Origin of the sequence: Bradyrhizobium sp. AUGA SZCCT0105 (assembly GCF_018129565.1) — a bacterium.
In the GTDB taxonomy this organism is placed as follows: Bacteria; Pseudomonadota; Alphaproteobacteria; order Rhizobiales; family Xanthobacteraceae; genus Bradyrhizobium.
Window position 1 is genome coordinate 418,771 of sequence record NZ_JAFCMK010000004.1, and the last position, 24,465, is coordinate 443,235.

Below are 24,465 nucleotides of genomic sequence, written 5' to 3' on the forward strand. Positions count from 1 at the left end.
CTCCCCTGCGCGAGAAGGAGAAACCCGGATGGCCAGTGTTTCAAATCCCATGACTCGTGATCTGTCAGCGGGAGTATCGGATCAACCCCAAGCGCCACCCTACCTCCCGGCAGCTGTGCTCCTGCTCGCCCAATTCATCTTGATGTGGGCCGCCTTCTTCATATTGATGCCGTCAATCAACTGGCCCGCGTCGCTCGGGGAGCCGCCATCGATCATCCTGCCGTTGATCCTTCAACAGGCCGGTCCGGTCTTTGCGGGCTATCTGAGCTACCTCCTGCACGCACTGATTCTGATTCCCTTGGCGATCTTACTCGGCCGCACATTGGCGATGGGGCGGGCGCTCGGAAACTTTGCGGTTGCGCTCGGAATTCTGGCCGGGGTCGCGAAAGCGTTTGGTATCGTCCGCTGGCTGTTCCTGATGCCGGGTCTCGCCGTTGCCTATGTCGATCCGGGCGCGAGCGGCGCCACCAAAGCCGCGATTGAGGTTGTTTACGTTTCCTTCAACGCCTTCGCTGGCGGGGTTGGTGAACTTTTAGGTGTCGGCCTTTTCGCCGGCGTCTGGACCATCCTGGTTTCGATCGCCCTGCTGAGGCTAGGCGGCGGCGCCCGCATCATCGGCTGTGCCGGTTTTATTGCGGCGGCAGGTCTGCTCTCCACGCTACCCTCGGTGATCGGGGTGGAATCATCGATCCTGCTGACGCTTTCGGGGATCTTCTGGCAGCTCTGGACGGCGGCGCTTGCGATTTGGCACCTGCGCGCACGCTCAGTGGAAAACATTGGGATCTCATCCGACGCGAGAGCGGCCGTCCGATCAAGCCGAGCCTGATCACGGCACAGGTGAACCCCCATCGCGCGGACCGGGAGCTACTTTGATGAACAGCCATGATCTGCATGTCGTGATCGGCCAGGGTCCGGTCGGCAAGGCCGTCGTCAGCTCGCTGTTGCTGCAGGGCGCGCGGGTTCGGACCGTCACCCGCTCCTCTCGTTCTGCCCGCCATGCAGGCGTCGAGGTTCACGTCGGCGACGTCTCGCGGCGTGAGGACGCCATATCGGCCTGCGCAGGGGCCACCGTGGTCTATCAATGCGCCGCGCCGCCCTATCAGAGCTGGTCCATGATGTTTCCGAAGCTGCAGGCGAGCGTTCTGGAAGGGTCTGCGCGTGCCGGCGCGGTCCTCGTGGCCGCCGAGAACCTCTACGGATACGGCGTTGCCGGGACTCTGGATGAGAACCTTCCGCTCATCGCGACAACGCGGAAGGGCAAGGTTCGTGCAGATCTCAGCCGGCAACTGATCGAGGCCCACCAACGCGGCGATGTGCGTACAGTGACTGGGCGTGCAGCCGACTTCCTCGGCCCCGGCGTGCGCCAATCGGCGTTTGGTGAGCGCGTGTGGCCGAACCTGTTAAAGGGCAAAGCGATTGGATGGTTCGGCAACGCCGACATGTTGCACAGCGTGACATATGTACCGGACTTCGCCCAAGCGCTGATCCGGCTCGGGCGGGAGGAGCGCGCCTGGGGCAGGGCATGGCACGTGCCGTCTCCACCGGCGCTAACGCCACGGGAGATCCTGACGCGGGCGGCGGAGATCGCTAACGCACCAGCGCCCAAGATCTGTCGGGTTCCCAGGTTCGTTCTCCGAACGATCGGCCTCTTCGCGCCTGCGGCGAGCGAGGTTATTGAAATGGCCTACTCCTATGAGGCGCCGTTCATCATCTCCGACAAGGCTTACACCGAAACGTTCGGCGTCCGCGCCACGGACTGGGACGACGCGCTCACGGCGACGCTGGAAAGCTGGCAGAACGCATCTTGACGCTCCGATCACCGCTTAACGGGTAGCTTTTTGACGAGCCGCCCGCGGATGCGCGACAGGCTTTCCGGCGTGATTCCGAGATAGCTCGCAATGAGATATTGTGGCACACGCCGTGCCACCTCCGGCCTGGCGTTGACAAACGTGCGGTAGCGCTCGTCAGGCGCAAGGGTGAGGAGACTGGTAGAGCGTCGCTGTGAGCCAACCAGTGCCGCCTCCACCATCAGCCGACCGAATCGCTCCATCGCATGGTCGGCGGCGTAGGCGGCGTAAAGTGCCCGGCGAGACAGACAGATCACCTCGGACGGTTCCAGCGCCTGCATCGACTGAGATGCGGGCGCTTGGGACAGGAAGCTCGATGCATCGGTGAAGACCTGGTCCTTGTCGAAAAACTGTCCGGTGCGCTCTTCACCGCTATCGCCGTCGAGAAAATAGTAGCGAACAAGCCCGGCTGACATGAAGTAGATGTGCTCAGCGATGTCCCCGACCCGGAGCAGATGGTCGCCTTTGGCAAGCACACGGAGTTCGCAGGCGTCCGCGATATCGTTCAGCGTCAGCTCGGACGGCGTCAAGGGTGCCACTGATCTGATGATCAGGTCGGAAAAGGCTGCAAATGCTGGATCCTTGGAACGCATCCAGCGACTATACGCGATGCGGTGAATGCTGAAGTTCGCTTTGTGTTCGGTCGACCGTCAGCCCTTGAGACGATGTGACAGGCCTCATGATGCGCATGTGAGCAACAAAGTCATTTATCCTTTACCGCCCGCGTGAGCAGCTCCCCGAGCAAGGGATTCGGAAAGCGGCGCTTCTGGGTGATCGCGTAGAATGTTTCGCTGAGGTTCGGGACCGGACAGACCTCCACGAGCAGGCCGGCGGCGAGTTCGTCGCGCACGACGATCGGCGGTACGAGAGCCAGACCGTCGCTGTCACGGGCGAGGAGCCGCAACATGGCCATGTCATCCACTTCGGCAAAAATGATCGGGCGCACGCCGGCGAGTTCGAGGATCCGATCGAACCCAACGCGAATTTCACTGTCGAGACTCGGTAACAAGATGGGCTGCGACCGCAGGTCGTCCGGGAAGCGGAACGCGGTCGGTTCGGCGCGCGGGCGCCTTACCAGTGCGACCGGCTGCTGAGCGAGCAAATGGCTGCGAAGGTCGGAGCGCGCGTCGTGCTGCGGAGCGCTGTTGGCGAGCACGACATCGATCATATGCGCCTCAAGCTGGGCGAGGAGATCGCGCATGGTGCCTGAGCGGATAATCAACTCGACGTCGGCCCGGCCCACGAGTGGGCTCAGGAACTCCAGCTGGAAGTTTCGGGATAGCGTCGTCAACGCGCCCACCCGGAACGCCTGCCGCCGATCCACCGGCCGCCCTTTCATCGTGCTCACCAGCTCGTCTCCGGCCTGAAAGACGGTGTCGGCATAGTCGAGGGCGATCCGACCGGCCTCGGTGAGGATGAGACGCTTGCCGGATCGGTCGAACAGCGGATGGCCCAGCTGCAGCTCGAGCTTGCCGAGCTGCACCGAGAGGGCCGATTGCGAGAGATTTAGCCGATCGGCGGCGCGGGTAAGGCTGCCCTCATGCGCGATGGCCCAGAAATAGCGCAAGTGGTGATAGTTGAGGGTTGCCATTGCATGATTTTACAGAAACGAACGAAGTGCCGCAATCTTTGTATTATTAAGAACCCGCATGTGGCGTTAATTGATAGGTCGCTTCTCGCTGGAGACGACCATGACGCCGAACCTGACCTGGTGCCTCGCTCTCGGACCATTCGCGCTCGCAGTCGCCGGATTGGCGACCGGAAGCGCCAAGTCGGGTCAGCGACAGGTCGGAGGGGGCGCCGCTTGGATCGCCGGCTTCGCCCTGGCGATGGCCGCAGCCGCGGGCCTCTGCGTCGCGGTCAACGGCCCCCTGGTGACAGGCACGGTGGGGTTCGCAGGTGTCGGCCTGGGATTCTACGTCGATACTCTGGCCGCGATCATGTTCGTGCTGGTCGCCTTCGTCGGCCTGATCGTCGTCCTGTATAGCCGCAACTATCTCGACGGCGACCGCGGGCAGGCCCGCTTCACCAAGTGGCTGTGTCTGACCCTCGCGGCGGTGCTGCTGCTGATCGTCTCGGGCAATCTGTTCCAGTTCGCGCTGGCGTGGATCGCGACCAGCCTCGGGCTCAACAAGCTGCTGCTGTTCTATCCCGAGCGGCAGGCGGCCGTGCTCGCCGCGCGCAAGAAATTCCTCGCCAGCCGGCTCGGCGATCTCTGCCTGATCGCGGCGATGGTGCTGCTCCATCAGGCTTTCGGCAGTCTCGACTATGCGGTCCTGTTCGCGGGGGCGGAGGCGATGCGCGTCGGCGGAGACATTCCCGCTGCCATCCATGCGGTCGCGGTACTGCTGGTGATCGCCGCGCTGCTCAAGTCGGCGCAGTTCCCGCTGCATGGCTGGCTCACCGAGGTGATGGAGACACCGACACCCGTGTCGGCGCTCCTCCACGCCGGCGTGATCAACGCCGGCGGCTTCCTCGTGCTGCGTTTCGCCGACGTCATTTCGCTCTCGTCGCCATCGATGGAGATCCTGGTCATCGTTGGCGGCGTTACCGCGCTGTTCGGATCGGTCGTCATGCTGACCCAGACCAGCGTCAAGGTTTCGCTGGCCTATTCGACCATCGCCCAGATGGGCTTCATGATGCTGCAATGCGGGCTCGGCGCGTTCGCCGCAGCGTTGCTGCACATCGTCGCTCACTCGCTCTACAAGGCCCACGCCTTCCTCTCGTCTGGCAGCGTCATCGACCTGGCGCGGGCGTCGTGGTCGCCGAGCCCCGGCGGTCAGCCGCACCCGGCCCGGATGGCGATGATCGTCGGCCTGGTCCTGGCCGCGGCTTTGGTCGTGGGGACGCTGTTCGGCGCGACGATCACCGCGCAACCCGGTGTGTTCGCCCTCGGCGCGGTGGTGATGCTGGGTCTCGCGCACCTCATAACCCAGGCCTTCGACGAGCGGCCAAGCCTCTATGTCGTCGGCCGGACGGCCGCGCTCGCACTGGTGGTGTCGCTCGCCTATTTCGGACTCCAATGGGCGGTGGAGCATGTGCTTGCCGGGTCCTTGCCCCCGGTGCAGGCGCTGCGCGGACCACTCGACCTCGTCATCGTCGCCCTGGTCGTCCTGGCGTTCGCGGCGGTGACCGTCTTCCAGAGCGTCTTGCCGGGCAAGGCGGACGCCCCGCGCTGGCAGGCGGCCTACGTCCACCTTGCCAACGGCCTCTACGTCAACACGCTCGCCAACCGGCTGGTGCTGCGGTTCTGGCCAAGCCCGCCGCCGCCGCCCGCGATCGTTCCTTCGACCCCTGTCAGCGGAGTTCCCTCATGAGCCATGCCGTCGCCGCCGCGATCGACCCGCCGAGGCGGGCGCAAGATGCGGAGCCAGTGGCCAACCCGCCACGCCCGGCGATCGACGCCGCCATCGACCGGGCGTGCAATAAGATCGCGCCGCTTTGGCCGCTCAAGCACTTCGTCGCGGTCAATCCGTTTCTCGGCTTCAGCGACCAGAGCTTTTCCTCGACGTGCGCGACGCTGCGCCGCGTCGCCGGCGTCGACATGCTGATGCCGCGTGCATTCTACCGAGAAGCGCTGGCGGCGGGACGGATCGAGGATCGCGACCTGAAGGCGGCGGTCGCCGCGACGTCCGGTCACGCAGCGCTGGCGAGCGACGACGCGGCGCTGCGCCGGTCGGCCGCAACAGACCCGGTGACGAAGAGGCCAAAAGCAGTGGTTGCGACCGTCGCCGAGGTTCTCGACAGCCTGTCGGCGGGCGACCGCCAAGCCTCGCGCACTGCCTTCATGATCGACGAGATCTCGAAGTGGTGCGCGGCCTATTTCGACGAGGGTCAAGCCGCGTGGAAGCTGCCGTCGCGGGCGCTGCCGCCTTACGCCGCCTGGCGCGCGGCTATGCAGTTCGACCGCAACCCCGAGACGATGGGAATCAAGGGCTTCCGCAAGGCCGTCGCCGCCATGCCGGACGACCCGCGCGAAGCGATCGCCGCAGTCGTGGGCGCGCTCGGCATCCCCGAGCGCGCGGTCGAGGATTACCTGCACCGCGCGCTGATCGATGTCGGCGGCTGGGCCGCCTATGCGCGATACCGCGTCTGGGACAACTCGCTCTACGGGCGCGATGACGACACGCTGGTGCAGCTGTTGGCGATCCGGGTGGTGTGGGGCTATGCGCTGTTCCTCGAACGCGCCGACCCGGATTTTAGGGCGGCATGGTCGAAGGCGATGGCAGAGGCCACCGCGCTGCCGGAGGACGAGCGCCTTGGCGACGATCCGGAGCTGGTCGTCGATCTGATGCTGCACGAAGCCTATGAGGCCGGGTATCAGCGCCAGTTACTGGCGCGGCTCGGGCAGCACCTCGCATCCCCCGTGCCCTCAAAGGCTGTGCGCAAGGCGTTCCAGGCGGCGTTCTGCATCGACGTGCGCTCCGAGGTCTATCGGCGCGCGCTCGAGACGGTCTGCCCCGACGCCGAGACGATCGGCTTCGCCGGCTTCTTCGGCTTCCCAATCGAATATGTGCCGATCGGCCGCGACACCGGCGGCGCGCAATGCCCGGTGCTGCTCAAACCCGCCTTCGTCGTCTGCGAGGCGGTCGCCGGTGCTTCCGAGCCCGAGGAGGCGGAGATCCTCAACCGGCGCCTGCTGCGCCGCCGCGCGGCGAAGGCGTGGAAGGCGTTCAAGCTCTCGGCGGTGTCTTCCTTCACCTATGTCGAGACGGCGGGGTTGCTGTTCGCCGGCAAGCTCGTCGGCGACAGCGCGCGCCTGACCCGGACGGTCAGCGACCCCAATACCGATGGCCTCGACGAGAGCGTCATCGATCGGGTGGGCCCGCGTCTAGATCCCCGCGCGGTGGCTGGCCGGCTCACCGGCTTCGACGACGCGCAGCGTGTCGCCATGGCCGAGGCCGTCCTGCGCGCGATGTCGATGACGCAAGACTTCGCGCGCCTGGTCCTGCTCACCGGGCACGGCAGCACGACCGTCAACAATCCCCATGCCTCGGGGCTCGATTGCGGCGCGTGCGGCGGCCACACCGGCGAGGCGAACGCACGGGTCGCCGCCGCCATCCTCAACGATCCGGGCGTGCGCAGAGGTCTCGCCGGCAAGGGAATCGATATCCCCGAGGACACCTGGTTCCTGGGCTGCCTGCACGATACGACCACCGACGAGGTCCACATCTTCGACGCGGACGATCTCCCCGCGTCCCACGCCGCCGATCTCGCCGCTCTGCGCAGGGCGCTGGCGAAGGCTTCGTCGCTGGCGCGCGCCGAACGCGCGCTGGGGCTCGGAATCGACAAGACCAGGGACGTTGATCGTGCGGTGAAGGCGCGTAGCCGCGACTGGGCGCAGGTCCGTCCCGAATGGGGGCTCGCGGGCAACGCCGCCTTCATCGCCGCGCCGCGGTCACGGACGCGCGGGCTCGATCTCGGCGGCCGCGCCTTCCTGCACGACTATGACTGGCGCAAGGACGACGGGTTCGGCGTGCTCGAACTGATCATGACCGCGCCGATGGTCGTCGCGAGCTGGATCAACCTGCAATATTACGGCTCGACCGTGAACAACCGCGCCTTCGGCAGCGGCAACAAGGTGCTGCACAACGTCGTCGGGCAGCTGGGGGTGCTGGAGGGCAACTCCGGTGACCTCAAGGTGGGATTGCCCTGGCAGTCGGTCCACGACGGCGAGCGCTTCGTGCATGAACCGCTGCGGCTCAACGTCTTCATCGCAGCCCCCGAAGACGCGCTGAATGGCGTCATCGAGAAGCACGCGGGCGTTCGTCATCTCGTCGACAACGGCTGGGTTCACCTCTTCCGGCTGGCCGATGAAGGCCGGGTGATCCGCCGCTACGTCGGTGGGCTTCAATGGGAAGCCGCCGCATGACCGCACGGCTGTCCCACCTCGCGCGACTGGAATCGGAGGCGATCCACATCCTGCGCGAAGCCGTCGCCGAAGCGCGCAAGCCGGTGATGCTGTTCTCGGCCGGCAAGGACTCGACCGTGCTCGCTTACCTCGCCTTGCGCGCCTTCTTCCCGGGAAGGCCTCCGTTCCCGCTGCTCCACATCGACTCGACCTGGGAGTTCCAGTCGCTGCTCGACTTCCGCGACGGCTTCGCGCGAGAGCATCGCTTCGAGTTGATCGTCCACGCCAATGAGGCGGCGCGCGCCGCCGGTCTCAACCCGTTCGATCATGGCGATCGCTATACGTTGGAGATGCGCACCGAGCCGCTCAAGGCCGCGCTGGACCAGGGCGGCTATGACTTCGTCTTCGGCGGGGCGCGCCGCGACGAAGAGAAGTCGCGGGCCAAAGAGCGGGTGTTTTCCGTTCGGAGCGCCGGCCATGTCTGGGATCCGCGCCAACAGCGGCCCGAACTCTGGAACCTATACAACACCCGGCTCGGCAAGGATCAGTCGGCGCGGGTGTTCCCGCTCTCGAACTGGACCGAAACCGACGTCTGGACCTACGCGCTGACACACGACATCGCGCTGGCGCCGCTCTATTTCGCCGCGCCCCGGCCGGTTGTCGAGAGGGGCGGCGGGCTGATCGTCGTCGATGATGAGCCCCGCATGCGACTGCGGGCCGGCGAAACCGTCCAAACCAAGACCGTGCGTTTTCGGACGCTCGGCTGCTGGCCGGTGACGGCGGCGGTCGAATCCGACGCGGCCGACCTCCGCTCAGTCGTTCAGGAGACGTTGGCTGCCACGGGATCGGAACGTCAGGGCCGGATCAGTGACGGCGAGGACGGCGGCTCGCTCGAACAGAAGAAGCGGGAGGGGTATTTCTAGTCATGCCGGCCGCTCCGCGCCCCTACGACGATGAACTGGCGATGCTCGCGACGATGCACGCCAAGGAGCGGGTGATCGCGCCGCTGCTGGAACGATCGCTCGGCGTGCGCGTCAGGGTAAGCAGCGGCATCGATACTGACCGGTTTGGGACCTTCAGCCGGGACGTCGAGCGGACCGGCTCGCAGCTCGATGCCGCGCGGGCCAAGATCGCGGCGGCGTTCGCGGAAGCGCCCGACGCTCAGTTCGCGTTGGCCAGCGAAGGCAGTTTCGGCCCTCATCCTTACATCCCGTTCGCGCCGCTCGCCCGCGAGATCGTCGTCCTGGCCGATCGCGCGCGCGGGATTGAGCTCATCGGTCGTCATGCGAGCCTGACCACCAACTTCAGTCACGCGGTTGTTTCAGACTTGCCCAGCGCGCGCGCATTTTGCGAGCGGGCCCAGTTCCCCGGTCATGGCGTGATCGTCATCGGCTGCATCGACGGTGAGCCGGCGCCTGGCCGCGCGCTCATCAAGGACATCGCCAGCGCGGCGGACCTCGACAACGCTGTGACTCAGACGATCGCGATGTGCGGCGCGGCCTTCGTCGAGACCGACATGCGAGCCCATCGCAACCCGACCCGCATGCGCGCCATCAAAGCCGCCACCCTCGATCTGGTCCGCCGGTTCCGCAGCAAGTGTCCCGTGTGCGCGGCGCCCGGATTCGCGGTAACCGAGCGGCTTTCCGGTCTGCCCTGTTCGTGGTGCGGCGGGCCAACTCTGGCGATCAAGGCGGACGTGCTTTCGTGCGAGGGCTGTGGTCATCGGATCGAGCGCCCCGTCGCAGCGACGACGGCGGACCCAGGTCAATGCGGCGATTGCAACCCCTGAGGTCAGTCGAGAGAGGAGGTCCACATGGCAGAAGTCGGAAAGCCCCGCGACGGCCCAGCAGACACCGACTCGATGATCGAATGGGTCCTGTCGCACCCTGGTATGAGCAAGTGGCTAAAGGACGCGCTGCGTAGCGCACTTGATCGGAACCCCTTTGATGTCCTCAACGACCTCGAAATATTGAAACACCTGTCGACAGCACGATGCCGATCAGCGCTGAGCTCCTATTACGCGGAACCCGACAGCGGCGCCGTCGAGTCCGTCGACAAGGATTGAGCCTGCGCCTCGAGAGATGACAGGAGGCGTTGAAAGGATGGAGCTTCGGCATCTTCGCTACATGGTTGCAGCCGCCGAGCGGGGGAGCTTCCGGCGCGCCGCTAAAGCAATGGGAGTCCACGAGTCCGCTATTAGCCGCCGCGTGCGCGACCTTGAGGATGAGATCGGCGCAGCACTGTTTGTCCGCCATCACGGGGGCGTTCAACTCACCCATGCAGGCAACCAGTTTCTCGTCCGGGCACGCAAGGCCCTGCGGCATATTGGTCATGCAGCGATGGATGCCGGCTCGCACGGGCGTGGAGAGGCTGGAGCTGTCCGGATCGGCATATTCTCTTCTCTTGCTTCCGGATTCCTCGCTGATCTGCTGCGCAGCTTCATTGCGGCACATCCGGCCATCCGACCCGACCTTGTCGAGGGCGGACCGTCTACGCACATCAACGCGATACAGCGGCTTGAACTTGACGTTGCGTTTCTCACTGGCGAACCGAGCGCGGAGGGCTGTGATGTGGCACAGCTTTGGACGGAACGCGTTTATGTGGCAGTCCCCCTGGGTGACGAGTTGTCGAAGATGGCGGTTATTTCGTGGGCGGCCCTATACGAGCGACACTTCATCATCAGCGATACCGACCCCGGGCCCGAAATCCACGACTATCTCATCAAGCACCTCGCTGACCTCGGTCGTCACCCGAGCATTGAGAGCCATCGCGTTGGGCGAGATAATCTGATGCACCTCGTGGCCCTTGGGCGAGGTCTGACTTTGACAAGCGAAGCGACCATAGCGACGCGCTTCCCCGGTGTTGTTTACCGGCCGCTCTCGGACGATCTCCTCACGTTCTGTGCCGTATGGTCTCCGCGAAACGACAATCCGGCCTTGAGACGATTGCTCAGCCTCGCCAAGTCGCTGTCAGCGCCCCAAGGGCTCGCAAGGTCACGCGTCGATTCCTAAGTCTTGAATCAATTACAATGTCGTCGAATGCGGTTCAGCTACCTGTTGTCCGACGCGCTTTTGCGAACGCTCGATCGGTCGCCATGAACCGCTCGATCATCGGTGAAATCAGCTTGATCGGATCACCGACAGGCCGACCCGTCTCGCGCGCGAGCACCTCGGCGTAGGCGATCAGGTTCCGATGGACGGTCGCCGGCAGTTCGACCGACGCCTTAACCGGCTTGTCGTCGTCGAGGGCGCCAAGTTTCAGCTTCGCCATGGTCAACCTCCATAGGGCTCGAGAACAAGGTCGCGCGTTACGATGACCCGTACGGGGAATCCCGGTCGGATCGTAAGCGTCGGCGCGACGTTGAGCTGACGGCGGACGATCTGCTGGCCGGCGTCATTGATGGTGTCCTGTCCGCCGTTGCGGATCGCCTGGATCAGGCGGTTCTCATCGTTGGTCGCGAGCTCGGCGCCGACGCTTAGCAACGTGGAGAGGCCAGCCGCCTTGGCGAGATCCCACCAATGATAATCGACGCCGTCCTGAAGACCGGCGTAGCCTTCCGCATCAGCACCGGGCTGACGCTCGAGCACAATTGACCGGCCGTTCGGGAAGATCAGCCGGTTCCAGACCAGCAGCACGCGGCTTTGACCGAACTGAACGTTGTTGTCGTATTGGCCGATGATGCGCGTGCCTTGTGGCACGAGCAGGGTACGTCCGGTTGGGCTGTCATAGATGTTTTCGGTCACCTGGGCTGCAATTTGGCCCGGAAGGTCGGAACGGATGCCGGTAATGAGCGCGGCGGAGATGACCGCGCCCGCCTGCAGGATGTTCGGCGACGCCGGCGCGGCGACGCGGTCGGGGGCGACCGTGCGCCGATCGGCGGCGGCATTGAGGAAGGCGAGCTGCCGATCCTGCGCTGTGGGTGTGGCGGGTTGCGGCGCCAGCCCGAGGCCTGTGAGATCGGGCGCCGGTGGGGGCGCGACAGAGGCAACGCCGGCTGCCGGCGATGACAGCGGACGGCCCTCCGTCCCGGCAAAGAGCTTGGCAGTGCGCGCGGTCTCGATCTCCTGGAGACGTCGTTGCTCCTCGGCGCTGAGGCCGGGGTTCGGCGTGGCGATGCCGGGCACCGGCACCGGTTGGCCGCGGTTCTGCGCGTCGAGGATTGGGCGACCGAGATCGCCTGGGAGCGGTGGTCCGAGCTGCGGAACCCGGCTGTAGTCGCGCGGGAGGCTCGCCAAGCCGTCCGCGGTCGAGCGGTTGTCGGTGGAATAGAGCTCCTCGGAGGCCTTGCCGCCGTCGCGGGTTTGAAGCGCGTAGATCAGGGCGCCGCCGAGGCCGACGCTCGCGACCAGCCCGATCCCGGCGAGCACCTTGCGTGACAGCCGCGTGACCCTTGGTGCTTCGGCGCGCAGCCGCATGGTCGAGGCAGCCTCCGGGGCGGCCCCCGTCAGCGGCGCCGTCTCGTCTTTCGGGGACTGCGGCTCGCTCACGATGTGGGCCTCCCGTCGGTGCGGGTAACGCGAACCCGCCTCTGGCGATCGCCGGCGCCCAACCGCAGCTCGGCGGCCGCGAACAGGCGATCGACGATCATGTAGTTGCCGCGAACGCGGTAGTTCACGAGCTCGGACGTGTTGCCCTCAGGGCCGACCACGAACAACGGCGGCATCTCGCCCTGGGCGATGCCCCGGGGGAACTCGATGAACACCTGCCGCCCATCGTCATAGGCGCGCAGCGGCCGCCAAGGCGCGCGGTCGCCCTCGATGGCGTAGCGGAAGTTGATGTTGGCGAGGTCGACGCCGGTAGCGACCGGCCGCGCCGCCTCGGCCTGCGCGTTCTGGCGGCGAAGCGCGATCAGCTGATCCTGCGGATACTGCCAGGAGACCGACGCCATATAGGTCCGCTCGGTGGAGCGCAGCTCCATATGGTAGGTGCGCAGGTTGGTGTTGATGACCAGGTTCGTCATCAGGTCCGCACGGGTCGGCTTCACCAGGATATGGACTTGGGTGGTCGCGCCGGAGCCGCTCTGGGTGTCGCCGATGATCCAGCGCACCGTGTCGCCGGCGGCCACCGGCCCCGAGCCGACGAGCTGTTCGCCGGGCTGGAGCGCAATGTCGGTGATCTGCCCGACGGCGGTATAGACTTGATAGAGCGCGCCCTGCGTCCACGGATAGACCTGCATGGCGTTGATGAAGCCGTCGCGAACCGGCTGCACCCGCGCGGCGGCATTGGCCTGGTTGACCCGCGCGGCAGGATCGGTCGGCTCGGGCGTCCGGCGACGTTCCTCTACCGGCTTCATCTGGCCGGGCAACGGCAGCGGGCGTGGCAGCTCCACGACCTGGACCGGCGCAGGCGGATCAACCGTCTGCACTGCGGGCGCGGCGTCGTCATACGAAATCTCGGGCGGCTTTTGCGTGGTGGCGCAGCCGGCGAGCGTGGTTGCTGAGAGCAGCAAAGCCGCGATTGTGGACGTGCGGAAAGCCGGGTTTCCGGCTCTACGGAAAGACGGCTTCATTGTCCAAGCTCCCGTGACCAGTTGATGGCGTTGACGTAGATGCCGAGCGGGTTCGCGCGCAGCCGGTCGGCATTGCTCGGGACCTGCACGACGATGGTGAGGATGGCGGTCCAGCGGCTCGTCTCGGCGAGCTGGCCGTTCTCGTAGCGGCGCTCGGTCCAGGCGACGCGGAACGAGTCCGGCGACGCCCGGATCACGCTCGAGACGTCGATCGCGACCTGGATCCGCCCGACCTTGGTGAAGGGGTCGTTCGAGCGTGCATAGTCGTTGAGCGCCGCGGCGCCGCGATCGGTGGTGAAATCGTAGGCGCGCAGCCAATTCTGGCGGACGATGATCGGGTCGGCGGGGATCGAGCGGACCTGCTCGATGAAGCGCGCGAGATGGAAGGCGATCTGGGGATCGGTGGGACGATAGTCCGCGACCGCGGGCGCGATCGCCTGCGCCTGGCCGAGCCGGTCGACCTGCACCACCCAGGGCACGACCGTGCCGCGCGCCGATTGCCAGACGAGCGCGGCCGCGAACCCGGCAGACAGGATCAGCGAGCCGAAGGCCATCAGCCGCCAGTTCCTGGCCTGGACGCGGGCGCCGCCGATCCGGTCATCCCAAACCTGGGCGGCGCGTTGGTAGGGCGTCTCGGGCTCGGGGGTCTTGCCGTAGTGTGTGGAAGGTCTTTTGAACATCAGCGGTCGCTTTCGGAGAGGTTGATGGAGGAGCCGCCGCCATGGCTGTCGCCGCTGCGCACCGCGTGCGCGGCGGCCGTCACGCCGTGGCTGAGGGCTTGGGAGCGTTTCATGCGGCGGGCCCAGGCGGGCGGCGCGTCACTGGCCGCCGACGAGGCTGCGTCCGTCGCGCCGCCGCCGATCGAGCCCATGGTCGACGAACCGCCCGTCGCCTCGAACGCGGTCTTGCCGCCCTCCGAGAAGCTCGACTTCATGCTGGCCGCGGCGCGGCGCAGCGGCGAAGTCGCCCCGCTGCCGGCGGCGCGGGCGACGCCGCCGAGGCCGGAAGCCACGCCAGCCGCGCCCGACTGACCCGCCGCACCGAGGCTGTAGGCGGTGGACGCGCCGCCCGCCATCGCGGCGCCGCCCCGTGCGGCGGCGGCCGCGCCGCCGGCCACGGCTCCGACACCACCGGCGGCCAGACCGGCCGCGGCGCCGCCGGCGGCGATCATGCCTCCGGCCGCGAGCCCGGTCCCGACCGCCGCGCCGGCGCCGAGCTGAGGGCCGCCGGACACCAGCCCGTTGGCGATGCCGGGCCCGAAGATGCCAAGTCCGAGCAGCGACAGTGCGGCGAGCACGATCGCCATGGCCTCATCGATAGTCGGATTGGCGCCGCCGAAACCGGCGGTGAACTCGGAGAACAGTGTCGAGCCGATACCGATGATGACGGCGAGCACCAGGACCTTGATGCCCGACGAGATGACGTTGCCGAGCACCCGCTCGGCCATGAAGGCGCTCTTTCCGAACAGGCCGAAGGGGATGAGCACGAAGCCGGCGAGAGTCGTCAGCTTGAATTCGATCAGGGTAACGAAGAGCTGGATGGCGAGGATGAAGAAGGCGAGCAGCACCAGCGCCCAAGCGAGGAACATGCAGGCGATCTGGATGAAGTTCTCGAAGAACGACCAGTAGCCCATCAGGCTGGAGATCGAATCGAGCAGCGGTCGGCCGGCATCGAGCCCGGTCTGCGCGACCTTGCCGGGGCGCAGCAGATCGGCGGTCGTGAAACCGGTGCCGGAGGCCTTCAGGCCGAGGCCGGCGAAGCTCTCGAAGACGATCCGCGCGAGGTTGTTCCAGTTGCCGATGATGTAGGCGAACACGCCGACGAACAGGGTCTTCTTGACCAGGCGCGCCATGATGTCGTCGTCGGCGCCCCAGCTCCAGAACAGGGCGGCGAGCGTTACGTCGATGACGATCAGCGTGGTCGCGATAAACGCGACCTCGCCACTCAAGAGGCCGAAGCCGCTGTCGATGTAGCGGGTGAAGATCTCGAGGAAATGATCGATGACGCCGGTGCCGCCCATGATGCTATCGGGCCTCGTCCAGCTGCGGCGCCATTTCCTTGCGGATCGGATCATCCGGCATGGAGCGAGTTCCGGCCGCGTCGGGCGGCGTCGGCGGAACCTCGGTGGCCGGGGTGGCGCGCACGCCCGGCCGCGCGCCGGGAGCAAGGAACCGCTCGCGGCTTTCCGCCCAGGCGGAGAGGCATGCCGGATCGCGGGGACCGGCTTCGCCGAGGCGCTGGCACCGGATCAGCTCCGCGCGCAGCGGGTCGGCCGCCACCGCGACGGCGGCGCGCGCGAACGCCGCCGCCGGTTCTTCCTCTTTCCGGGTCATCTCGATCGCCGTCGCAGTGACCGCGACAGCGACGAAGACGATGGCCCCGATCCGCGCGAAAAGCTTGCCGTCCATAAGCTCGCCCTCAGTTCCCGCTTGGGAACATCCGGGCGTTGCCGGGCTGATAGCCGACGCCGGGGGTCAGGAACCGTCGGCGCTGCTCGCGGCCCTGTTCGGCAGCCGCCGCGCGTTCGGCTTCCGAGAGCGATTGCGCGCGGCCGTTGGCGGCGACGACGGCGGTGAGATCGGCGAGCTGTTGGGCCTGGAGTGCGAGGAGCTGGTTGCCGGCCTGGGCCGCCTGCAACGCGCCGGTAGCGCCCTGGCTCTGGCCAACCAGCGCGGACAGCTGCGTGCGGTTGGTGTCGATGTTGCCGACGACGCCCGCCTGCACCCGCATCGCGTCCTGCAAACCGCCAACCGTGTTCTGCCAGCGCTCGCGGGCCTGGGCGACGAGCTGGGCGTCAGACGCGGAGAGTGAGGCGTTGCCGTAGGTCGACTGGAAGGCGCGGTCGACCTGCTGGACGTCGAAGGCGATGTTTTGCGCCTGATTCAGGAGCTGCTGGGTCCGCTGCACGGACTGTTGAAGCTGCTGCAACGAGGAGTAGGGGAGGCTGGCCAGATTGCGCGCTTGATTGATCAGCGATTGCGCTTCGTTCTGCAGCGAGGTGATCTGGTTGTTGATCTGCTGCAGCGCGCGCGCCGCCTGAAGGACGTTCTGGGCGTAGTTGGTCGGATCGTAGACCACCCACTGCGCAGCGGCCGGGGTGGTGAGGACCGGCGACAACGCGACGGGCACGGCGAAGATGCTGGCGGACAAAAGGGCCGCGCGCGAGCGACGAAGGATCATGGTCGGGTCTCCAGGTTGGTGAGGTCGGGGATCAGGTCGGCGGCCCAGCCGACGCCGCGCAGGCCCAGCCATTCGGCGAGGAAGGCGTCGCGGCCGTGCTCGGCGAGGACGCGCTCGATGGCGGCCTGGTCGGTCTTGGAGGATGCGGCGCATAGCGCCAGCGCGACCTCGCCGAGGCCGAGCTCGAACAGCCGGTTGCCGCGGCGGGACTGGCAGTAATAGTCGCGCTTGGGCATGGCCCGGGCGAGGATCTCGATCTGCCGGTCGTTGAGGCCGAAGCGCCGGTAGATCGCGGTGATCTGCGGCTCGATCGCCCGCTCGTTCGGCAGGAGCAGCCGGGTCTGGCAGCTCTCGATGATGGCGGGCGCGATGGCCGATCCATCGATGTCCGACAGCGACTGCGTGGCGAATACGACGGAGGCGTTCTTCTTCCTCAAGGTCTTCAGCCATTCCCGAAGCTGGCCGGCGAATCCCTCGTCATCGAGCGCCAGCCAGCCTTCGTCGACGATCAGCAAGGTCGGGCTGCCGTCGAGGCGGTCCTCGATGCGGTGGAACAGATAGGGGAGCACCGCTGGCGCCGCGCCGGTGCCGATCAGGCCCTCGGTCTCGAACGCCTGGACGGACGCTTGACCCAGATGCTCGCTCTCGGCGTCGAGCAGGCGACCGTAGGGGCCGCCGACGCAGTAGGGGCGGAGCGCCTGTTTGAGGTCGTTGGACTGCAGGAGGACTGCGAGCCCGGTGATCGTGCGCTCGCCCACCGGCGCGCTGGCCAGCGAGGTCAACGCCGTCCAGAGATGTTCCTTCACCTCGGGCGAGATGGTCACGCCCTCGCGCATGAGGATGGCGACGATCCAGTCGGCGGCCCAGGCGCGCTCGGGCACCTCCTGGATGCGGGCGAGCGGCTGCAGCGACACGCTGTCGGTGGCGCCTTCCGTCAAGCCGCCGCCGAGGTCGTGCCAGTCACCGCCACAAGCAAGCGCAGCCGCACGGATCGAGCCGCCGAAGTCGAAGGCGAAGACCTGCGAACCCGGGTATCGCCGGAACTGCAGCGCCATCAGCGCCAGCAGGACGGACTTGCCGGCGCCGGTCGGGCCAACCACCAGGGTGTGGCCGACGTCGCCGACGTGAAGGGAAAACCGGAACGGGGTGGAGCCTTCGGTCTTGCCGAACAGCAAGGGGGGCGCACCGAAATGCTCGTCCCGTTCCGGCCCCGCCCACACCGCTGACAGGGGAATCATGTGGGCGAGATTGAGGGTGGAGATCGGCGGTTGCCGAACATTGGCGTAGACATGACCCGGCAGGGAGCCGAGCCAGGCATCGACGGCGTTGACCGTCTCAGGCATCGCGGTGAAGTCGCGCCCCTGAATGACCTTCTCGACCAGGCGCAGCTTCTCGGCCGCGACGCGTGGATCAGCGTCCCAGACGGCGACGGTCGCCGTGACATAGGCCTGACCGGCATAATCGGCGCCGAGCTCCTGCAGCGCGAGATCGGCATCCGCCGCCTTGTTGGCTGCGTCGGTGTCAACCAGCACGGAGGCCTCGTTGGTCATCACCTCCTTCAGGATCGCGGCGATCGACTTGCGCTTGGAGAACCATTGCCGCCGGATCTTTGTCAGCAGCTTGGTGGCGTCGGTTTTGTCGAGCAGCACCGCGCGGGTCGACCAGCGATAGGGGAAGGCGAGGCGGTTGAGATCGTGGAGCAGGCCGGGCGTGGTCGCCGTTGGAAAGCCGACGATGGTGAGGACGCGCAGATGCGCCTCGCCGAGCCGCGGCTCGAGGCCGCCGGTCAGCGGCTGGTCCGCCAGCAGCGCGTCGAGATACATCGGCGTCTCGGGCACGCGCACGCGGTGGCGTTTGGTAGAGACGGTCGAATGAAGGTAGGTCAGCGTCTCGCCATCATCGAGCCAGGCGCATTCGGGCATGAAGCTCTCGACGAGCTGGAGCACGCGGTTGGTGCGATCGACGAAGCCGCGCAGCGCCTCCCAGGCGTCAACGCCCTTCTCGGCCTTGCCTTCGTAGAGCCAGCTTTCAGCGCGTGCGGCGTCCTCGGCCGGGGGCAGGAAGACGAAGGTGAGGAAATAGCTCGACTCGAAATGCGAGGCGTCTTCCTCGAAGTCGGCTTTGCGCTCGGCGTCGACCAGCGCGGATGCGGGCTCTGGAAAGCGGCTCGCCGGGTAGGCGCCGACGCTGTGACGCTGGGCCTCGACAAAGATCGCCCACCCGGAGCCCAGGCGGCGGAAGGCGTTGTTGAGCCGGCCGGCGACCGCGACGAGCTCAGCCGGCACCGCGGAATCGAGATCGGGCCCGCGGAAGCGTGCTGTGCGCTGGAAGCTGCCGTCCTTGTTGAGGACAACGCCTTCGCCAACCAGCGCCGCCCAAGGTAGGAAGTCGGCGAGGCGGGTCGAGGTCCGGCGATACTCGGCAAGGTTCATCATGCGGTCGGCCTCAGACGTTCAGGAAGCCGGGGATACGCAGGTGGCGGCGCACCACATCGACGAACTGCGGATCGCGCTTGGCCGCCCAGACGGCGGCAAGGTGCCCGACCGCCCAGAGTCCCAAGCCCACCAGCCAGAGGCGCAATCCGAGGCCAAGCGCCGCCGCCAGCGTGCCATTGAGGATGGCGATCGAGCGCGGCGCGCCGCCAAGCAGGATGTGCTCCGTCAAGGCGCGGTGCACCGGCACGCTGAAGCCAGGCACTTCGCCGGCGCTGTCGGCAAGGCCCGTCATCAAACGAGCGCCCCGCCGCCGAAGGAGAAAAACGACAGGAAGAAGCTCGATGCCGCGAAGGCGATCGAGAGGCCGAAGACGATCTGGATCAGCCGGCGGAAGCCGCCGCTCGTGTCGCCGAAGGCGAGCGTCAGGCCGGTGACGATGATGATGATCACCGCGATGATCTTGGCGACCGGTCCTTCGATGGACTGCAGGATCTGATTGAGCGGTTGCTCCCACGGCATGGACGAGCCGGAGGCGTGGGCGGCCGGCGCGAACGCAACGCTGAAAAGCGCGAGACTGACCGCCGTTGTGAGGCGGCGACGTAGGGCCAAGGACCGGCGGATCATGCGGGATCTCCTGAGGGGGGCTGGGTTGCGGGGGTTACGTGGTAGTCGCCGTCGGGACGGAGGCCCTCGATCCGGGCGAGTTCGGCCAGGCGGCGATTGGACCCGCGGCCGCTCAGCACCGCGACCAGATCGATCGTCTCGGCGATCAGGGCGCGCGGGACGGTGACGACGGCTTCCTGGATGAGCTGCTCGAGGCGGCGTAGCGCGCCTAGCGCGGTGCCGGCGTGGATTGTGCCGACGCCGCCAGGGTGGCCGGTGCCCCAGGCCTTCAAGAGGTCGAGCGCCTCGGACCCGCGCACCTCACCGATGGGGATACGGTCTGGTCGCAGGCGCAGCGACGAGCGGACCAGCTCAGAGAGGGTGGCGACGCCATCCTTGGTGCGCATCGCGACCAGGTTTGGGGCCGCGCATTGCAGCTCGCGCGTGTCCTCGATCAGGACGACGCGGTCGGCGGTCTTTGAGATCTCGGCGAGCAAGGCGTTGGTGAGCGTGGTCTTGCCGGTCGAGGTGCCGCCGGCCACGAGGATGTTGCGCCGATCGGCCACGGCGCGACGAAGGACGTCGGCCTGATCCGCCGACATGATCGCGGACGCGACGTAGTCCTGCAGCGTAAAGACCGCGACGGCGGGCTTGCGGATCGCGAAGGCCGGCGCCGCCACGACGGGGGGCAACAGCCCCTCGAACCGCTCTCCGGTTTCGGGCAGCTCGGCTGAGACGCGTGGTGCGCCGGCATGAACCTCGGCGCCGACGTGATGCGCCACCAGGCGCACGATACGCTCGCCGTCGGCGGCGGACAGGCACTCTCCCGTATCAGACAGCCCCTCGGACAGGCGGTCGATCCAGAGCCGCCCGTCGGGGTTGAGCATCACCTCGACGACTGTGGGGTCTTCCAGGAATCCGGCGATGGCGGGGCCGAGCGCGGTGCGCAACATGCGCGCGCCGCGTAAGCTCGCCTCGGATCGCTGGTGAGAAGCCGCCATGTCGTCCCCGTTCGTGAAGGGACCGCGGACGAGCGGCCCTGGATCGGGGATGAGTAGAAGAGGCAGAAATGTGGGCGCGGCAACAAGGGAATGCGTTCGTAGAACCGTAGCGTAGAAATACAGGTAAAGGGCGGACCTGCGGAATAGCTTGCGATCCTTCGCCGGTCAGCGTGCCCAACTTTGGAGATCGTCCAATGGCGCTAAAGAGATATCTCGAATGTGCTGTAGCTCTCGAACCCCGTACTCAATCACTTCCGCGATCATATCGCAGAGAGCTTCTGGGCACTCGCATGGCCAGGATCGCTTGTAAGAAAGACCGTCTGCCATTGGGTGCGAATACGTCGGAATCGGATAGATCGCGCGCAGTACCAAGCGACCTTACGTCGCCCGCGGACGCGCGACTGACATCCTTCTCAATTTCGAAGTCGACGATGTTGACACCGTGCATGGCCAGGTTGTTGCCGACGGGATCCCTATGCTCCTGTCCTTGCGCGATGAGGACTTCGGCCAGCGCCACTTCATCACTAGCGACCCCAACGGGGGTGCTGATCGACATCATCAAGCCGATCCCGGCCAGCGCGGAGTTCGCAGCCAGCTATGTTACCGGGGATTCGCCGAGGTAGCGAAATCGACCGCAGACAAAGCCTTGCGGACCTCCAGGCTGCCGGGAACGCGACGGAAGCCAATCGAGGCGTTGAGCCGAAGCGCCGCAGTATTGGCGTCGAGGTTCGTTGTCCGCATCGTCGTGATGCCCGACATTTGCGCCGCAGCGATCAGGCGCAGCTTGAGCGCGAGGCCGACATGCCTGCCGCGCCAGTCGGGCAACACGCCAGTGAAGTAGGAATAGATCTCCTGGCCCAAAGCGTGGCCGATGGTGAGGCCGACGGGTCTGCCGTTAAACCCGGCAACAACGACCCATTCCGGTCGCGAGGCCGGAGTCTCGCGCAGTACCGAAAAACAGCGCGCCAACGTCCATGACGGGAGGTCTCGCATGTCGGGCGCATCGGCGATGAGGGTCTGCAACAGCATCGCCACCGCCTTCCACTGCGCCTCACTGGCTCCGGTCATGTCCGAGAGCGTCACCCCCGCGCGCACTGCCGACTGACCGTCGAAGGTCCGAAGGTCGAGCAGACTGTCGCAACGCAGCGCGTGGCGCTGAAACCCGCGTGCCTCGGCCCAGGCCTGCGGACCGGATGCTGCCTCAGGTATCGTGGCGACAAGCCCCCGAAAACCGCGCCCGATGGCTTCGCTCTCCACAAGGCCGAGCATGGTGCTGCCTCTCCCCCGGCCGCGATGATCGGGATCGACAGTGACCTGCACGGCAAGATGATCAGATAGCGCATAGGGCGAGTTGGCGATCTGCCCGAGGGCAACGGCCCGGTCATTGTCGTAACCAAGCCAGCGCAGACGCAGATCGCCCGCCGGCCATCGTGCCTCGCGGTCCAGGAACTCGGGCAGGCTGATCGGCGTGAGCCGAAGCAGGTTCATCAGGCGCAATGCGTCTTCGGCACGATCCATCGTGAAGGGCACGATCCTCACCTTGGCGTCTCCGCAGGTATCTCAACGCCATCGACGAAGATCCGTCCGCTTGGGGCAAGCGCCGCGCGAATTCGCGGCCAGGCGCGAGCGCCGGCCGCGGGATGACGGCCGTCGAGCGCGCCGACGCGGACCGCCACGACAAGATCGAACGGCGCCTCGCCGGGTCCCATCACGAAATCCTCGGCCGCCACCGTTCGGAATGACAGACGGCCGGCAGCGACCTGCTCCTTGGAGCCTGCGATCGCCTGCGCGATGGCCCGGTCTGACCGGTCGATCCCGAGCACATACCCGCTGCCGATCGCCGACGACATGGCGCGCGTCAGCGCTCCGGGACCGCATCCCACCTCGAGCACGCGTATACAGGGCGAGAGAGGCAGGGCTTCGAGGATTGCCTTCAGACGTAGGGACAGCCGTTCAGTCACTTTTCTCCTCCGGACAGGCTCGGTGGCTTCGACGGGTTTGGTGCGACGACGTCGTCCGTGTCGTTTGGTTTCATCATGACCTTCGCTCCGCCGGATGGAAGACACCTTTCCATATGGCTAGGTATCTTGACGAGCACTGTGCCAAGTCAATAGATAGCCATATGGCTAACCTTGATTCGATTTTCCACGGACTCGCTGATCCCACCCGCCGTGCGGTGATCGCCCGGCTGGCAGCCGGCCCCGCGCCTGTCTCTGAGCTTGCCGCGCCGCATGACATGGCGCTGCCGAGCTTCCTCAAGCACCTGAAGGTGCTGGAGGCGGGCGGATGGATTGAATCCGACAAGGCCGGCCGCATCCGCACCTGTCGGCTCAAGGCTGAAACGGCGAAAGCCGCCGAAGGCTGGCTGGGCCAGCAGCGGTCACTTTGGGAGGCGCGTCTCGACCGCCTCGATGCATTTCTAGCGAATCTACCCGGTGAAGGAGAAAATAGTGACGCATGATGCCAAACTCGATCTCGTGCTGGAGCGGACGGTCAGGGCCACACCCGCCCAGCTCTGGCGCGCGTGGACGGAGCCCGACCTGCTCAAGCAATGGTTCGCACCGAAACCTTGGACGGTAGCGCGCGTCGCGATCGACCCCCGCGCCGGGGGAATCTTCTCGGTCGTGATGGCGTCGCCGGACGGCGCCGAAATGGATGAAACGCCAGGCTGCGTGCTGCTGGCAGAGCCTCGGAAGCGTATGGTATGGACCGATGCGGTCGGGCCCGAGTTCCGTCCGAATTCCGAAACCTTCATGACCGCCGACATCACGATGGAGGCGGTGGAAGGCGGCACCCGCTATCGGGCACTGGTGCGCCACAAGTCAGACGCAGACCGTCAGAAGCATGAGGAGATGGGCTTCCATGATGGCTGGGGCACGTGCCTCAACCAGCTCGAAGCCTTGGCCGGAGGGCTCTGATGGCGGGCAACCCGATCAAGCACGGAAGCTTCACCATCGAACGGAATTACTCTGCGCTGCCGGCCAAGGTTTTCGCGGCGTTCGCGCAGGCCGACGCGCGGCGCAAGTGGCTGGTCTTCGCCGACGGCTGGACCATCCATGAGTATCGGCCAGCCGAACCGACCGTGGCAGGCGCCGTTGAGTTCACCCGGTTCAGCCCCCGGGGAGCGGACTTCGTCCTCACGAACGCCACGACCTGGCTGCACGTAGATGAGGGCAACACGCTCATCTACGCCTACCACATGACATTGGAGGGGACGCCGCTGTCCTCTTCGCTCGTCACCATCAGCTTCAACTCCGATGGCGCCGGTACGCGTTTGGAGCTGACCGAACAGGGCGCCTACTTCGACGGCGACATCGCCGGCCGGGAAGCAGGTACGAGAGCGCTCCTCGATGAAGTGGAGAAGGTGCTTTGAAAGGAGGATCGCTGAACAGCCCGACGCAATCAGCGAACGGAGTGGTCGAATGATGCGTGCCAGCGATGAGGTCACGCTGGCCGGGATCATGACCGAAGCGGCGCAGCGTAAGGGGCTGCCCTTGATCGTCGCGGTTGATGGCAGAAGTGGTGTCGGCAAATCGACGTTGGCGAGGACGCTCGCCGAGCGGGTCGAGGCCTGCGTGATCGAGGGCGACGACTTTTATGCGGGCGGGATCGAGCTTCGGGCGGATAGCGCCGTAGCGCGCGCAGCGGCCTGCATCGATTGGACGAGACAACGATCGGTGCTCCAAGGCCTTGCGGCCGGCCGGGAGGCATGTTGGCGCGCCTTCGACTGGGACGCTTTCGATGGACGGCTGCGCGATGAGCCGACGTGGATCGGCCCAAGGCCGATCGTGATCCTGGAAGGGGTCTATGCGGCGCGTCCGGAACTGGCCGACCTGCTCGATCTGCGCGTCGCGCTCTTGGCGCCGGACGATGTGCGCTTGGCGCGGTTGGCCGCTCGGGAAGGAGCGATCGGACCTTGGGAGCGGCAGTGGCATGAAGCTGAGGATTTCTACTTCAAGAGCGTGATGCCCCCTGACGCGTTTGACGTGGCCATTAATCTCACCCCCTGAGCCCGAGCGTCGCAAACCTGGTCGCGTAG

27 protein-coding genes and 1 pseudogene are annotated in these 24,465 nt (G+C 66.4%); 13 read left to right on the forward strand and 15 right to left on the reverse strand.

Annotation, left to right across the window (positions count from 1 at the left end):
• The first annotated feature begins 28 nt into the window (after positions 1–28).
• Together JQ573_RS21535 and JQ573_RS21540 are read left to right on the forward strand one after the other, a co-directional pair.
• The gene (locus JQ573_RS21535) at positions 29–826 is read left to right on the forward strand and encodes a DUF4386 family protein (protein ID WP_116970711.1); all 798 of its coding nucleotides are present in this window, start codon (positions 29–31) and stop codon (positions 824–826) included.
• A gap of 46 nt (positions 827–872) precedes the next feature.
• Positions 873–1,808 (forward strand): NAD-dependent epimerase/dehydratase family protein, encoded by a 936-nt coding sequence (locus JQ573_RS21540; RefSeq protein WP_137900591.1) that lies wholly within the window; start codon positions 873–875, stop codon positions 1,806–1,808.
• A gap of 8 nt (positions 1,809–1,816) precedes the next feature.
• Here JQ573_RS21540 and JQ573_RS21545 read toward each other — a convergent pair whose 3' ends face one another.
• Both JQ573_RS21545 and JQ573_RS21550 read right to left on the reverse strand, forming a co-directional pair.
• Complete coding sequence (locus JQ573_RS21545) at positions 1,817–2,440, reverse strand: Crp/Fnr family transcriptional regulator (RefSeq protein WP_116970728.1); 624 nt, start codon at positions 2,438–2,440, stop codon at positions 1,817–1,819.
• A 110-nt stretch (positions 2,441–2,550) separates the two neighbouring features.
• Positions 2,551–3,438 (reverse strand): LysR family transcriptional regulator, encoded by an 888-nt coding sequence (locus JQ573_RS21550; protein ID WP_116970729.1) that lies wholly within the window; start codon positions 3,436–3,438, stop codon positions 2,551–2,553.
• A 100-nt stretch (positions 3,439–3,538) separates the two neighbouring features.
• Between JQ573_RS21550 and JQ573_RS21555 the strand changes: the two genes are divergently transcribed.
• From JQ573_RS21555 to JQ573_RS21580, 6 genes are read left to right on the forward strand one after another with little or no spacing between them, the layout of a single operon-like run.
• Positions 3,539–5,164, forward strand: coding sequence for an NADH-quinone oxidoreductase subunit L (locus JQ573_RS21555; protein WP_116970730.1), 1,626 nt, complete (start codon positions 3,539–3,541; stop codon positions 5,162–5,164).
• Positions 5,161–7,719, forward strand: coding sequence for a YbcC family protein (locus tag JQ573_RS21560; RefSeq protein WP_116970731.1), 2,559 nt, complete (start codon positions 5,161–5,163; stop codon positions 7,717–7,719). The genes JQ573_RS21555 and JQ573_RS21560 overlap by 4 nt, the downstream gene beginning before the upstream one ends.
• The gene (cysD, locus tag JQ573_RS21565; RefSeq protein WP_116970737.1) at positions 7,716–8,621 is read left to right on the forward strand and encodes a sulfate adenylyltransferase subunit CysD; all 906 of its coding nucleotides are present in this window, start codon (positions 7,716–7,718) and stop codon (positions 8,619–8,621) included. The genes JQ573_RS21560 and cysD overlap by 4 nt, the downstream gene beginning before the upstream one ends.
• Before the next feature lie 2 nt (positions 8,622–8,623).
• Positions 8,624–9,487: a DUF6671 family protein gene (locus JQ573_RS21570; RefSeq protein ID WP_116970732.1), complete on the forward strand. Its 864-nt coding sequence runs from the start codon at positions 8,624–8,626 to the stop codon at positions 9,485–9,487.
• Between the two features lie 24 nt (positions 9,488–9,511).
• Positions 9,512–9,763 carry a hypothetical protein gene (locus JQ573_RS21575; protein ID WP_116970733.1) on the forward strand — a complete coding sequence of 84 codons (252 nt, stop codon included), beginning with the start codon at positions 9,512–9,514 and terminating at the stop codon, positions 9,761–9,763.
• Between the two features lie 37 nt (positions 9,764–9,800).
• Positions 9,801–10,709, forward strand: a complete 909-nt coding sequence (locus JQ573_RS21580) for a LysR family transcriptional regulator (protein ID WP_116970738.1) — start codon at positions 9,801–9,803, stop codon at positions 10,707–10,709.
• A gap of 34 nt (positions 10,710–10,743) precedes the next feature.
• On the opposite strand, the gene JQ573_RS21585 is transcribed toward JQ573_RS21580, so the two are convergent.
• Genes JQ573_RS21585 through trbB form a run of 11 tightly spaced genes read right to left on the reverse strand, consistent with a single transcriptional unit; the run spans position 10,744 to position 20,426 of the window.
• A complete protein-coding gene (locus JQ573_RS21585) occupies positions 10,744–10,968 on the reverse strand; it encodes a DUF2274 domain-containing protein (protein ID WP_116970734.1) in 225 nt (74 codons plus the stop codon).
• A gap of 2 nt (positions 10,969–10,970) precedes the next feature.
• Positions 10,971–12,185: a TrbI/VirB10 family protein gene (locus JQ573_RS21590; protein ID WP_201280134.1), complete on the reverse strand. Its 1,215-nt coding sequence runs from the start codon at positions 12,183–12,185 to the stop codon at positions 10,971–10,973.
• A complete protein-coding gene (gene trbG / locus JQ573_RS21595) occupies positions 12,182–13,207 on the reverse strand; it encodes a P-type conjugative transfer protein TrbG (RefSeq protein ID WP_116970735.1) in 1,026 nt (341 codons plus the stop codon). The genes JQ573_RS21590 and trbG overlap by 4 nt, the downstream gene beginning before the upstream one ends.
• On the reverse strand, positions 13,204–13,887 hold the full coding sequence (gene trbF, locus JQ573_RS21600) for a conjugal transfer protein TrbF (RefSeq protein WP_116970736.1): 684 nt from the start codon (positions 13,885–13,887) through the stop codon (positions 13,204–13,206). The genes trbG and trbF overlap by 4 nt, the downstream gene beginning before the upstream one ends.
• Positions 13,887–15,227, reverse strand: coding sequence for a P-type conjugative transfer protein TrbL (trbL, locus tag JQ573_RS21605; RefSeq protein WP_137900593.1), 1,341 nt, complete (start codon positions 15,225–15,227; stop codon positions 13,887–13,889). Before trbL ends, trbF begins: the two co-directional genes overlap by 1 nt.
• Before the next feature lie 4 nt (positions 15,228–15,231).
• Positions 15,232–15,615: a putative entry exclusion protein TrbK-alt gene (gene trbK-alt / locus JQ573_RS21610; protein WP_137900594.1), complete on the reverse strand. Its 384-nt coding sequence runs from the start codon at positions 15,613–15,615 to the stop codon at positions 15,232–15,234.
• Positions 15,616–15,625: 10 nt separating this feature from the next.
• Complete coding sequence (gene trbJ, locus JQ573_RS21615) at positions 15,626–16,387, reverse strand: P-type conjugative transfer protein TrbJ (protein WP_137900595.1); 762 nt, start codon at positions 16,385–16,387, stop codon at positions 15,626–15,628.
• Positions 16,384–18,822: a conjugal transfer protein TrbE gene (gene trbE, locus JQ573_RS21620; RefSeq protein WP_137900596.1), complete on the reverse strand. Its 2,439-nt coding sequence runs from the start codon at positions 18,820–18,822 to the stop codon at positions 16,384–16,386. Before trbE ends, trbJ begins: the two co-directional genes overlap by 4 nt.
• Positions 18,823–18,832: 10 nt before the next feature.
• Positions 18,833–19,114, reverse strand: a complete 282-nt coding sequence (locus tag JQ573_RS21625) for a VirB3 family type IV secretion system protein (RefSeq protein ID WP_065998026.1) — start codon at positions 19,112–19,114, stop codon at positions 18,833–18,835.
• Positions 19,114–19,446, reverse strand: a complete 333-nt coding sequence (locus tag JQ573_RS21630; protein WP_033965391.1) for a TrbC/VirB2 family protein — start codon at positions 19,444–19,446, stop codon at positions 19,114–19,116. Before JQ573_RS21630 ends, JQ573_RS21625 begins: the two co-directional genes overlap by 1 nt.
• Positions 19,443–20,426 (reverse strand): P-type conjugative transfer ATPase TrbB, encoded by a 984-nt coding sequence (trbB, locus tag JQ573_RS21635; RefSeq protein WP_137900597.1) that lies wholly within the window; start codon positions 20,424–20,426, stop codon positions 19,443–19,445. The genes JQ573_RS21630 and trbB overlap by 4 nt, the downstream gene beginning before the upstream one ends.
• Before the next feature lie 376 nt (positions 20,427–20,802).
• Here trbB and JQ573_RS40265 point away from each other — a divergent pair.
• Positions 20,803–21,049, forward strand: a pseudogene (locus JQ573_RS40265) (glyoxalase); the annotation flags it as partial.
• Here JQ573_RS40265 and JQ573_RS40790 read toward each other — a convergent pair.
• Positions 21,027–21,965, reverse strand: a complete 939-nt coding sequence (locus JQ573_RS40790; RefSeq protein WP_137900598.1) for a GNAT family N-acetyltransferase — start codon at positions 21,963–21,965, stop codon at positions 21,027–21,029. The pseudogene JQ573_RS40265 and the gene JQ573_RS40790 sit on opposite strands and share 23 nt — an antisense overlap.
• Positions 21,962–22,387, reverse strand: coding sequence for a cyclopropane-fatty-acyl-phospholipid synthase family protein (locus tag JQ573_RS21650; protein WP_137900599.1), 426 nt, complete (start codon positions 22,385–22,387; stop codon positions 21,962–21,964). Before JQ573_RS21650 ends, JQ573_RS40790 begins: the two co-directional genes overlap by 4 nt.
• A gap of 161 nt (positions 22,388–22,548) precedes the next feature.
• Between JQ573_RS21650 and JQ573_RS21655 the strand changes: the two genes are divergently transcribed.
• Genes JQ573_RS21655 through JQ573_RS21670 form a run of 4 tightly spaced genes read left to right on the forward strand, consistent with a single transcriptional unit; the run spans position 22,549 to position 24,436 of the window.
• Positions 22,549–22,887, forward strand: a complete 339-nt coding sequence (locus JQ573_RS21655) for a helix-turn-helix transcriptional regulator (RefSeq protein ID WP_116970616.1) — start codon at positions 22,549–22,551, stop codon at positions 22,885–22,887.
• Entirely contained in the window at positions 22,877–23,344 is a 468-nt protein-coding gene (locus JQ573_RS21660; protein WP_116970615.1) for an SRPBCC family protein, read from the forward strand. The genes JQ573_RS21655 and JQ573_RS21660 overlap by 11 nt, the downstream gene beginning before the upstream one ends.
• Positions 23,344–23,799, forward strand: a complete 456-nt coding sequence (locus JQ573_RS21665) for an SRPBCC domain-containing protein (RefSeq protein WP_137900600.1) — start codon at positions 23,344–23,346, stop codon at positions 23,797–23,799. Before JQ573_RS21660 ends, JQ573_RS21665 begins: the two co-directional genes overlap by 1 nt.
• 49 nt (positions 23,800–23,848) lie before the next feature.
• The gene (locus JQ573_RS21670; protein WP_157973342.1) at positions 23,849–24,436 is read left to right on the forward strand and encodes a uridine kinase; all 588 of its coding nucleotides are present in this window, start codon (positions 23,849–23,851) and stop codon (positions 24,434–24,436) included.
• Positions 24,437–24,465 lie beyond the last annotated feature (29 nt).